We start from the raw sequence: 11,366 nt of genomic DNA, 5'->3' as shown, positions 1-11,366 counted from the left end.
CCATCGTGGTTCTGACGGCCTTAGCCGGAGCTGCGCGGGCGCGAACCGCGCCCGCGCGCAGCGAGGGCGACGATCACGCCCACCACCAGCAGGATGAAGCTCGCCGATAGGACGAGCCACTTCCCGGCTGTGAAGAGCGGCGCCAGCTCCGCGAGCACCGGCGTCCGAGCCGGATACCGTGCCATCACCGTCGCGGCGCAGATGTTCTCGGCGTAGTCCAGCGCCACCGCAACGACAGGCAGCAGGGCCACCCCTCGCCACCGACTCCCAAGAGCTGTCCCTCGCGCCCAGACCCACGCGAGCGCCGTCACCAGGAACGCCCCGTACACCAGCGGCCAGATGACATCGAACGTGATGCGCGCGTCGACGTAGGCGGCTCGGCCCTCTCGTCCCCACGCCTCGGCCGCTGCGTACAGGTCGTCCGGGGCGTACCACACGGATGTGTCCGGGGCTGGGTGGCGGACCGTGTAGAACCCCGCAGCCTCAGCCTGGGCGGGGAGCACCGTCGCGATGAACACAGCGAACAGCACCAATGCCACCAGGACCATCCAGCCCCGCACCAGATGCGCCAAGCGCGCGGCTGCCCGGTCCACCACTTTCATCGCACCTCGTTTCCTTCTGATGCTGCGATGCTAGGTGGTTTTCACGGCCGGAAGAGCGTCACGTCGAGGAAGCTGAGAATCGCTGGCGATAGGCGATAGGCGGTCGGCGTGGTGGCGTAGGTGGCGGTGAAGTTCTGCCTGAACCTCACGACGCTGGTGAAGCCAGACGCCGCGGCGATGCGCGTCACCGGCCAGGCCGTCTTCTCCAGGAGGCGACCATGCGGGCCGTGAAATGCCCGCGGCCGAGCCCTGAGTACGCTGAGCGCCGTGTCGAATCCATCAGCGCCCGAGCCCACTCCAGCACCCGCCTCGGCTGCTGTCGGCCGCGGAGTCGACGCAGACGACCTGGCCGCGACTCTGCGGGTCCTGGGCACCATCCACGAGCTCGACGAGGCCCACCCCGACTTCGTGGCCGTCCGACGGGCGACCAGCAGGATGTTCAAGTCGGTCAAGCGCCACCGCCGGGGCGTCAGGCGCGCGGCGATCCAGGACAACGACAAGGCCATCGTCGCCGGCACAGCCACGGGGGCACCCGACCGCATCGATGACGAGACGCGGGGGCTGGCGCTCACGTCAGGCGTCGAGGCGCCGACGGCCGGGACGCTCATGAAGGCCCGGCCCTGCTACATCTGCAAGCAGCGCTACACAGTGGTGGACGCGTTCTACCACCAGCTCTGCCCCGAGTGTGCGGCCATGAGTCACGCCAAACGCGCGGCGCGGACGGACCTGACGGGCAAGCGGGCACTACTGACCGGCGGCCGGGCCAAGATCGGCATGCACATCGCGCTCCGCCTGCTGCGCGATGGGGCCCACACCACGATCACCACCCGGTTCCCGCGTGACGCGGTGCGACGCTTCGCGGCGATGCCTGACACCGCCGACTGGCTGCATCGACTGCATGTGGTCGGCATCGACCTGCGTGATCCGTCCCAGGTCATCGCATTGGCCGATGCGGTGGCTGCCCGGGGCCCGCTGGACATCCTGATCAACAACGCGGCGCAGACCGTACGACGCTCGCCTGGTGCGTACGCGCCCCTCGTCGACGCCGAGTCGATCCCGATCCCTGATGGGCTGTGGCCCGAAGGCCAAGGCCCAGAGCTCCTGACGTTCGGGCACGCACGAGACCTGCATCCTCTGGCGCTGGCCGAGTCGGTCAAGGCGCACCCGCTGCTCGCCGCTGCGGACGCCGCGGTCACCGGCTCGGCCGCCACTCACGCGGATGCCGAGGTCGCGGCCCGCCACGCCCAGCGCCTGACAGACATGGCTTTGGCTCCGGGCTCCTCGTCGCTGGCGCGTCTGGCCGACGGCTCGGCGATCGATGCGGGAGGGCTCGTTCCCGACCTTCACGACTCGAACAGCTGGGTCCAGGGCGTCGGTGAGGTTGACTCGCTCGAGATGCTCGAGGTGCAGCTCTGCAACGAGACGGCGCCATTCATCCTCATCAGCCGCCTGCGGCTGCGCCTGGCCGAGGCGGCGAGAGGCGTGGCGAGGGGTCCGGCCCGGGCGTACGTGGTGAATGTGTCAGCGATGGAGGGGGTCTTTGAGCGCGGCTACAAGGGTCCCGGCCATCCGCACACCAACATGGCGAAGGCTGCGGTCAACATGCTGACCCGGACGAGCGCTCGGGAGATGTTCGAGTCCGACGGCATCCTCATGACCAGCGTCGATACCGGCTGGATCACCGACGAGCGCCCGCACCCCACGAAGGTTCGGCTGGCCGAGGAGGGGTTCCATGCGCCCTTGGATCTGGTCGACGGAGCCGCTCGGGTCTACGACCCGATCGTTCGCGGGCAGGCCGGCGATGACCTGTTCGGCGTCTTCCTGAAGGACTACGCGCCCTCACGTTGGTAGGTCATGCCTCCGGGCGACGACGCCGCCAGCGGCCCGGCGACCCATGTGCGCGTCTCACCGTGCGAGGTCAGTCGGACAACGGGCCACCGCCGACACAGCGCTGCGGCTGGTTCGCTACTTCGGCACCACCGACAGGTTCTGGCTCAACCGCCAGACCCGCTTCGACCTCGAGGTCGAGAAGGACCACCTCGGCAACACCCTCGACCGGATCGAACCGCTTCAGGCTGTCTGAATTTGCTCGGAGGGCCAGCTCCGTGCGCTCAGGCGGAGGCGGGCAGCAGCGACGACGGGGTGCCGCTGTACGTCACCACCAACTCGTCGCGGGCCCGCGACGCCGCCACGTACAACAGCGAGCGTTCGCGCAGCTGCGCCTCGCTGAGCTCCTCGTCGTCGTAGTCGTAGGCCTTCAGTCCCATCGGCATCGAGTCCTTGTTCAGCCCGAACAGCAGCACCCGCGCGAACTCTGTGCCCTTCGCCCGGTGCATGGTCAGCGCCACCGGGTAGCCGGGCCTCACCGTCCCCGCCTCCAAGGCTCTCACCTCGACGCCCCGCTCCCCCAGCCCGGCGACGACGCGGTCGCGGGTCACCCGGTCGCGCACCAGCACCGCGACCGTCTCAGGCGCCACGTCACCACTGCCCACCCAGGAGCCGACGAGGTCCCCCGCGAAGTCCAGCTCCGCCGTCAGCGTCGGGAACGACCGCACCTCCGGCTTCGGGCCCGTGCGCGCCGACAGGTAGCCGGCCATGGTCTCGGCCTCGCCGTCGGAGTCGACGACCTCCTGCCCGGTCAGCACCCCGACGGCCCACGCCAGGTTCTGCGCGGTGGTGCGGTAGTTGAGCTTCAGCCCCCGCGACCGTCCCTGCGTCCGGATCCCGTACGCCGAGAGCATCAGCTTCTGCCCGTAGATGCGTTGGTGGGCGTCCTCGGCGATGAAGATGTCGTTGGGCGCCTCGGCCGCCAGCGCCCGGACCAGCTGCCAGTGACACGGCTTGAAGTCCTGCCCCTCGTCGACCAGCACGTGCCGGGCGGGCCGCTGCCCCGTCGCCTCCAGGTGGGCGGCGGCGATGGAGGCGGCCTCCGCGAAGTCGAGCGTCCCCTCCTCCCGGGCGGCCCCGCGGTAGGCCTCGACGACCGCCCACACCGCCTTGCGCCCCGCCCGCGACAGCCGCACCCCGCGACCCGGCCGCGCCACCTTCAGGTAGTCCGCCAGCTGCGTGATCCTGTGCGGCAGGATCACCATCTCGTACTCCGCGGCCAAGAACGCGGGCTTGCGCAGCTTCTCCTCCAGGTCCTCACCGGCGCGCAGCACGGCCTGGCGCCAGGCGGCGTCGGTGTCGGTCCGGCCCCCGATGTCGGTCCGCCCCACGCCCAGCACGGCCGCGACGGCCTCGCTCACGTCCGCGCCCGCCGACTGCACCACCGCCCGCGCGAGCGCGTCGATCCCCTTGACGTGCAGCCCGGGCGCGCCGAGCGCGTCGGCGAAGCGGAGGTCGGGGTCAAGGCGCTCGAGGCTCCGCGACAGTTCGGCCGCCAGGTTGGTGGTGAACGTCGTGACGACGATGGGCGCGCCCGGGTCCTCGACCGCGAGCCGTCGCGCCCGGTGGAGCACGACGACGGTCTTGCCGGTCCCGGCGCCGCCGGAGATCCGGTACGGGCCCTTCCAGTTGCCCCGCACCCAGGTGCGCTGCTGCGGGTGGAGAAACACGCGCCAGGCGGAGAAGTCGCCGCCGGTGATGACCCGGCGGAGTTCGTCGGCGCCGGCGAGCTTGGCGAACCCCATCTGGGCGCTGGGGTGGTCGAAGCTGTCGAGGAGCTCCTGGTCGCTCACCGGTTCCGGCTCGACGAACCGGGTGGCGGCCTCCTCGTGGCTCATCGGACGGTTCATGATCTCCAGCTCCTGCTGGATCTGCGAGATCGACTCCCCGTCGGCCAGCAGCAGCAGCGCGAGCCCCTGCCATTCCGGCAGCGTCTGCGCGAACGCCTGCATCGCGTCCTTGCTCGTCAGCGCGACGGCCTGCTCCGCTGTTGCCGGCGGGATGCCGAGGGAGACGGTGAGGTCGGCGGCGCTGAACGCGATCAGCGGTTGGGGCGCTGCCGGCAGAGACTCAAGGCCAGCTGGCTCCGCCCACGTCAGGACCGGCTCCGGCGCGGCCGCCTCGCTGTACTCCGGCAGCCCGTTGATGGGGTTGATCGTCAGCTTGACCTTGGCGGCCATCGTGTAGGCGTCGTCGTGGTTGTAGATGCCGTGCACCACGTAGGCGGTCGAGGTGGGCGTGGTGAGCTTGAACAGCAGCGCCCGGTACTGCTGGTCCACCCGGCCGGTGCGGGCGCGGGAGTCAGCGGCGTTGTTGACGGGCTCGATGTGCAGGCCGGGCGCGCTGTCGTCCTGGGCGAGCTTCTCGAGGAAGCTGTAGGCCTTCTGCTTGATCGACGAGTCGAGCAGCTTGTCCTGCTTCGGGTAGATGATGACGCTCTCAGGCACCGCTCTGTTCCTTCCATGCCGCCGCGATCGCGGCCGCGTCGGGCGCGAGGATGCGCCACCCGTCCACCTCGACGCCCGGGGTGGGGTCGAGCTGCACCGCGATCTTCTCGCTCGTCCACACCAGCTCGAACGGCACGCCGTCGAGTTCGTAGCCCACCTCGCCGTCGGGCGCGGACACCCCGGCCTCGCTCAGCGCGGCGATGAGGCCCAACACCTCGGCCGACTCCCCCGCCAGCTCCTCGACGATGGGCTGCCACTCGGCGCCGACGTCGACGCCCCCGTGCACGATGTCCACCACCGGAGCCGCCGGGACGGCCGCGGCCGAGCGCGCCTCGAACACGGCGATCGACGCGGGCAGCAGCGCCAAGACGTTGGCCAGCCGCAGCCACTCGCGCCACGCGTCCTTCGCCTCGGAAGCCGAGAGGTCGACGGTGTCGTCGAGCACCGCGGCCAGCCGCACCGAGCCCGGGGCCGGGACGCTCACCGCGACGACGAGGCTCCCGTGCCGCCAGACGCGGGTCTGCGCACCCGCCGCAGACACCAGACCGACGGCGAGCTCGTCCTTCGGCCCGTCGACAGGAACGCCCCCGGACGCGAACACCGAGAACGCGGCCGCCCGGGCGAAGCGCCCGAGGTTGTCGGGGTCGGGCTGCTGCATCCACCCGGCCAGGAACGCCAGCGGTCCGCCCAGGAGTGCCTCCCGCGCGGCGGCGGTGTGCTGCATCGTCGGCTCGGCGTTCAGCTTCTGGACCAGCGGCGCCTTGAACCACGACGGCGCCGTGGCCGCGTCGCCCGCCTCGTCGAGCGCCAGGTCCTGCGCGGTGATCGCGAGCACGAGGGTGCCGCCCTGGCGGAGGATGCGGCGCTTGGCGGCGTCGTCGGCGATGTTGTTGCACTTGGGCGAGGCGTGGAACTGCCAGCCGTCGGTGAAGATCGCGACGTCGGGCAGGCCCTCGCTGGAGAGGACGAAGTCGGGCTTGGAGTTGGCCACGTGCACCTGCGGGCGGAGCCGGAAGGTGCGGGAGCCCAGCGACACGGTGATGATGTTGCTGCCGGAGATGCTCGGGGTCTGCTTGACGGTGCCGCCCAGCTTGCCGGCCAGCCTCAGGAACGCGGCCCGGAACCGCTCCTCCAGCCACGACTCGCCCGTCGGGTCAGGCGCCGGCGGGGCCTCAGTGATCTTCCACGACGGCACCAGCGGCGGCTCCCCGCCGTCGATCCCCAGCAGCGTCCGCAGGTGCCGCTCGGCGGCGACCCGGGAGGTGACCTCGCGGTTGTAAGGGGCGGCGAACGGCAGCAGGCAGCGGTGGCAGGACAGCCGTCCCTCGTCGGCGCAGGCGCAGTCCTTGACCCGCTCCAGCGCGCGGGTCAGCACCTGCCACAGCTCGCGGGGGTCGGCCAGCTCGGCCAGGTAGCCGGTGCCGCCGGGGACGAGATCGTGCAGGAGCAGGGCGTCGCGGTTGTCGAGCAGCGGGTCCTTAATGAAGGCGACGTCGAGGTGGTCGGGCGCGCCCCCATAGTTCTCCCGCAGCCCGAGCAGGACGGCGGCGGTGAGGCTGGGCACGGCAAACACGTCGTCGCCGAACGCGATGCCCTGCGGCAGGGTGAGCACGACGCCCTCGGTGGTGAGCTTGCGGGTGAGCAGCACGGAGCGGGTGTGCTCCTCGTGGCTGTGGCGGTGCTTGCACCAGGGCCGGTGCTCGTCGCGCTTGTTGGCCAGCCCGGTGCGGTCGAGGTGGCCGCAGGCCTCGCAGATCCGGAACCGCGGCCCGGCGAGCCGGTTCCCGGCGATCGTGATCTCGCCGGCGGTGTGGCGGCGGGGGCCGAGGTTGTACCAGCGCACGTCCATGCCCTTGAGGTACGCCACCCCCAGCCCGCCGGTGGTGTACCAGCGGTGCTGCACGGTCTGCGGGTCGACGTCGGCGGCGGTGACGATGGAGAACCCGGCGCGGACGCGCTCGTCGTTGGAGTCGTCGATGCGGGACTCGTCGCGCCGCACGAACGCGGAGACGCGGGTGAGCTCGATGGTCTCGAACTTCTGGCCGACGTCGTTGATGCCCGACTTCCCGCAGCGGGGGCAGGTGGTGGGGGTGTCGTCGCCGTCGTGGCTGTAGCCGCAGTGGGGACAGAGCCGCACGGTGCGGATGGCGGAGCCGTCGTGGCCCACCTCGACGGCGTCGATGTCGATCTGGTGTCCGCCGACGTAGAACGACGCCCCGGGGGCGAAGTCGCGCAGGGCGTTGGCGCTGGCGCGGGAGTAGTCGGCGGCCTCAGAGTGGTACTCGCCGGTGTCGGAGTCGATCCAGCTCATGGTGACGTCGAGCTGGACGGAGTCGTCGACCAGCGAGTAGTTGGGCAGCAGCCCGATCCGCTCCAGCGCCGAGATCCAGAAGTCGCCATACGCAGCGCCGATCTGGGCCTCCAGCATGCGCTGCTCGGCGCGCGCCTCCTTGAGCGCTCGGGCGTCGTCGTCGCTGTCCTGCTCGCGGGCCTCGAGGTCGGGCAGTTCGGCGACGAGCTGGTCGAGGCGGTCCCCCAGGTCCTGCTGCTCGGCGTGCCAGCGCTGGGCGGCGCGGCCGATGGTGACCACCAGCCCGCTGGAGCCATCGGGCCCGGGGGTGGCCCACTGACGCAGCGCCTCGGCGGCGTCTGGGCGGAGGGTGGCGGTGAGGTCGCCGTCGACGGCGAACGCGGCGAGGAAGCGGTCGACGGCGCCGGGCTTCCGGGACGCCTCGACGAGCTGGTCGAGGAAGGTGTTCTTCCCCCCGGCGGGTTGCGCCAGCGCGGTGCCAGTGGTGCGGGGGTGGATGGCATCGGGGTCGCGGGCGAGGCTGTCGGCGAGGTGGGCGATGTACTGGCGGCGGAGGATCTCCTCGGCGCTCAGGTACGTGGCGGGCGGGGTGACGGCGCCGTTGATGAGGGAGAGCGGGTCGCCGAGGCGGGGCAGGAACTCGCCGCGACCCTGGACGAACGCCAGATCCAGCGCGTTGCCGCTGAGGCGGCCGGCGCGGCCGACGCGCTGCACGTAGTTGCTGACGGTGCGGGGCAGGGAGGCCAGCATCACCGAGGACAGGTCGCCGATGTCGATGCCCATCTCCAGCGTCGGGGTGGCCACCAGCACGTTGGGCGCGGTGGGGTCGTCTGCACTGGACTTGAAGGCGTTCTCGTACTCGAGGCGCTTGGCGGTGTCTAGGAGGCTGGTGTGTTCGCGGGCGACGACGCGCCGCACCTCGGAGGAGCGGTAGAGGCGTCGGTAGTAGTTGTCCGCGTCGCCGGGGTGCGGGGCGAGGGTGCCGGCGCAGGTGGCGTGCAGGCAGGGGCCGCCGTCGAGGTCCGCGCCGGTGGCGAGGCTGACGGGGAACTCGCCGTGGCAGGTGGTGCAGCGCAGGGTGTGGCGGCCGGCATCGACATCCGTGTCCTCGGTGGGCGCGACGACGACGCGCTCCGGCTCGATGGCGTAGACGGTGGCGCCGCTGCGGGTCTCGACGGCGTGGAGCAGCTGGTCCTTGGCGAGCTGGTCCAGCAACGTGCGGGCGAGCACTCCCCCGGCGGCGCCGTCGACGCCGAGGCAGCGCCGGGCCCATCGGGCGTACCAGGCACGGGTGCCGGTGACGGGGTCGAGCAGCGCCTTGTTCGCATCGATCTTCGCGCCGCCCACCCGCGGGAAGGCGGGCGTGGAGCGGCCGGGCGGGAAGGGCGGCATGTACTTGGCGCGGCCCTTGCGGCTCCACAGGTGCCAGCGGTTGCCGTCCTCGGTGACGTACCTATCCAGCCATGGGTGCCAGATGCCGCCCTGGGTGCGGATGCGTTCGACGGCCCCTCGGGCCCAGGCGGTGAGCATCCGGTCGTCCACGTCGTGGGGGAACAGCCCGGGGTCGAGCGAGTCGAGTGCCCTTCTGGCGGATCGCACCAGGTCGGTGCCATCGATGGCGACGTGGGCGCTCATGGTGCCGGTGCGCTCCAGGGTGCGGCCGAAGCTGCTGGTGAGGCCGAACTCGAGGGTGGCGGAGAACAGCAGGCGTTCCTGGGCGATGGCGGTGAGCTTGGCGGGCGGGTTGTCCTTCTCCCAGAAAGGCTTGAACTCGTCCTCTCGGGCGGTGAGGTTGGGTGCGAGCAGACGGTAGCGCTTGAACTTGTCGTCTCGGGCCTGCTCGACGGCGTGCTCCACCAGGGCGGGCAGCGATCGCGGCGCGTCGCCGGCGGCGCGCAGCACGGAGCGGAGGGTGAGGGTGTGGGAGCGGGAGGAGACGAAGCCGGCGCGGTGGGCGGCGTCCTGGACGGAGTCGACGAACACCAGCGACTTCTTCTCGGCCTCGTCGAGGGTGGCCTGGCCGAACATGTTGGACAGCGTCACCGACATCAGCGTGGCGATCGCGCTGCCGGTGAAGCGGATGGCGTCGGTCTGCCCGCAGCTGGGGCAGGTGTCCTTGGCGGAGTCGTCGTCCGCATCCTCACCGATGTGGGTGACGACGCGCAGCACGCGGCCCTCGCGGACGGCGGTGGGGTCGACGTCGCTGGGCGTGGTGGTGATCCGGCGCTCGCGGGGGTCGAACCAGGCCAGCCCGGTCTCGGGTGGCGCGTCGGAGTCGACGTCGGCCGAGGCGTTGAGGAGGGGCCGGAACCGGCCTTCGCGAGTGACGTGGTGGCGTCGGATGTTCTCGTCGTTGGCAGCCAGCTGGTCGCCGACCGGTCCGAGCTCGACGCCCCACCCGGAGCGGCCGCAGAACCGGCAGTGGATGGCGGGGAACGCGATCCCGCCACCTTGGGTGGCGTCCTCGCTCGCGACGGGCGGTCCGTCGTCGGCCCAGCGGAAGCGGGCGGCGGAGTCGGCGTAGCGGTCGATGCGGCTGAGTTCCCGCACCCACATGTGGGCCTCGGTCGACGGCATGTCGCGGTCGGGCCCGCCGTCCTTGCCGCGCGCCCGCAGGTGTCCCAGGGCCCCGTGGACCGCGATGACGAACCGACGGCGGACGTCCAGCGTCTCGGGCGTGCCGCGGACGAGCCGCGCCAGCTCGGTGACGTGGGTGGCCTGCCCGGTGGCGGTGAGGAAGTCGCGGATGAACGCGCTGGACTTCGCAAGGGTCTTGACGTCGGCGGTGTCCGGATCCTCGTGGAGGGCCCTCAGCACAACCCGGCACAGCTCGGCGGGCTCGGTGTCGTCGTTGATCTGGGCGACGATGGCGGCGGCCACCTGCTCGGTGACTTCAGTTTCCGCTGGTTGTGCCGGGCGCGAGCGCAGCGAGCCCTGCACTTCCGCTGGTTGAGCCGGGCGCGAGCGGAGCGAGCCCCGTGTCGAAACCTCAGAAACCGGCGGCCGACCGCCCATCTCGGCCCCGACCTCCGACCACTCATCCGGAGCCAAGCGCTGCTCCCCCACGACACAGCTCTCATCGAACTTCTCCCCGAACACCCGCGTGGCGAACTTCGTGATGTCCCGATCCTCAGAGACGGCATCCTCCCGCGGCCCCAGGGTTGCCGACGTCCCCACAGGTGTGATCCGCCCCAGCGGCCGACACCACTCCTCCGCGCTGTGAATGTCGCCAGCGCTTCCCCGCTCCGGCCAGTACGACTTCAGCGCCAGCCCAAGCCGGCGCAACAGCATCGCGACATCCGTCCCCTGCGCTCCGTCATAGGTGTGGAACTCGTCGAGCACAAGGTAGGTCAGCGACTCGGCCGACTTCTCCCACAGCTTCTGGTCGGCGGAACGCAGGAGGAGCTGGTCGAGCATCTTGTAGTTGGTGAGCAGGATGTCCGGCGGGTCGTCACGGATGATCGCCCGGTCGGTGATGAGCCCGTTCTCCGTGACCTTGGTGGCGGGACCGGAGCGCTTCCCATCGGCGGAGACGGCTGCCTCGCCGGTGTAGAGCGCCGCGGTGACCGAACCAAGGGGCTGGTGTCCGTCCGAGTCGCGCTGGGTGATCAACCGGGCGAGGCGCTTCGCCTGGTCATTGGCGAGTGCGTTCATCGGATAGAGGATGAGTGCCTTCATCCCGCCCACGCCTTGGCGGCGAGCGCGGAGACAGTGGTCCAGAATCGGATGCAAGAACGCCTCGGTCTTGCCCGACCCGGTACCAGTGGTGACCAGCGTCGGTTGGGGGCGGCCGTACAGGCTGGAGAGCCTCCGGAAGGCTGACGCCTGGTGCGCGTAGGGGACGAGTCCGGGCGGCATCCAGTCCAGCGGGGAGGCTTCGCGCCGCGGGGCGGGGCTGAACGGCATCCCGGTGCGCAGGTAGGGACCCTTGAACATCCCCTCCGCCTCATCCTCCAGAAGCTCGCGAAGGGCAGCCTGCGCGTCGGAATCGACGAGGGCGAAGGTCGTAGTGAGGTAATCGATCAGGCCGTCGCGCAGGCGCACGGCCTGGCCGCCCGGCAGCAGTTCGCTCACTTGATCGTCCTCCTAGGGGGCGTGGATCGACCCCAACTCACCAAC

The 11,366-nt window shown here is 71.0% G+C and carries 6 protein-coding genes; 2 read left to right on the top strand and 4 right to left on the bottom strand.

The features are described from left to right. Window positions 1-20 precede the first annotated feature (20 nt). Together ACX1D3_RS09825 and ACX1D3_RS09820 are read right to left on the bottom strand one after the other, a co-directional pair. Window positions 21-602, bottom strand: coding sequence for a hypothetical protein (locus ACX1D3_RS09825; RefSeq protein WP_458993706.1), 582 nt, complete (start codon window positions 600-602; stop codon window positions 21-23). A 41-nt stretch (window positions 603-643) separates the two neighbouring features. Next, window positions 644-790 (bottom strand): hypothetical protein, encoded by a 147-nt coding sequence (locus ACX1D3_RS09820; RefSeq protein ID WP_458993705.1) that lies wholly within the window; start codon window positions 788-790, stop codon window positions 644-646. Between the two features lie 79 nt (window positions 791-869). Between ACX1D3_RS09820 and ACX1D3_RS09815 the strand changes: the two genes are divergently transcribed. Next, window positions 870-2,453, top strand: a complete 1,584-nt coding sequence (locus ACX1D3_RS09815; protein ID WP_458993704.1) for an SDR family NAD(P)-dependent oxidoreductase — start codon at window positions 870-872, stop codon at window positions 2,451-2,453. A 43-nt stretch (window positions 2,454-2,496) separates the two neighbouring features. Next, window positions 2,497-2,685: a helix-turn-helix transcriptional regulator gene (locus ACX1D3_RS09810; RefSeq protein ID WP_458993703.1), complete on the top strand. Its 189-nt coding sequence runs from the start codon at window positions 2,497-2,499 to the stop codon at window positions 2,683-2,685. 28 nt (window positions 2,686-2,713) lie between these two features. Here ACX1D3_RS09810 and ACX1D3_RS09805 read toward each other — a convergent pair whose 3' ends face one another. Both ACX1D3_RS09805 and ACX1D3_RS09800 read right to left on the bottom strand, forming a co-directional pair. Continuing rightward, the gene (locus ACX1D3_RS09805; RefSeq protein WP_458993702.1) at window positions 2,714-4,936 is read right to left on the bottom strand and encodes a UvrD-helicase domain-containing protein; all 2,223 of its coding nucleotides are present in this window, start codon (window positions 4,934-4,936) and stop codon (window positions 2,714-2,716) included. Further along, window positions 4,929-11,321, bottom strand: a complete 6,393-nt coding sequence (locus tag ACX1D3_RS09800; RefSeq protein WP_458993701.1) for a DEAD/DEAH box helicase — start codon at window positions 11,319-11,321, stop codon at window positions 4,929-4,931. The genes ACX1D3_RS09805 and ACX1D3_RS09800 overlap by 8 nt, the downstream gene beginning before the upstream one ends. Between the last annotated feature and the right edge of the window lie 45 nt (window positions 11,322-11,366).

Source organism: Tessaracoccus yangjingae (genome assembly GCF_054483935.1).
This window is presented reverse-complemented; position numbering and strand designations above follow the sequence as displayed.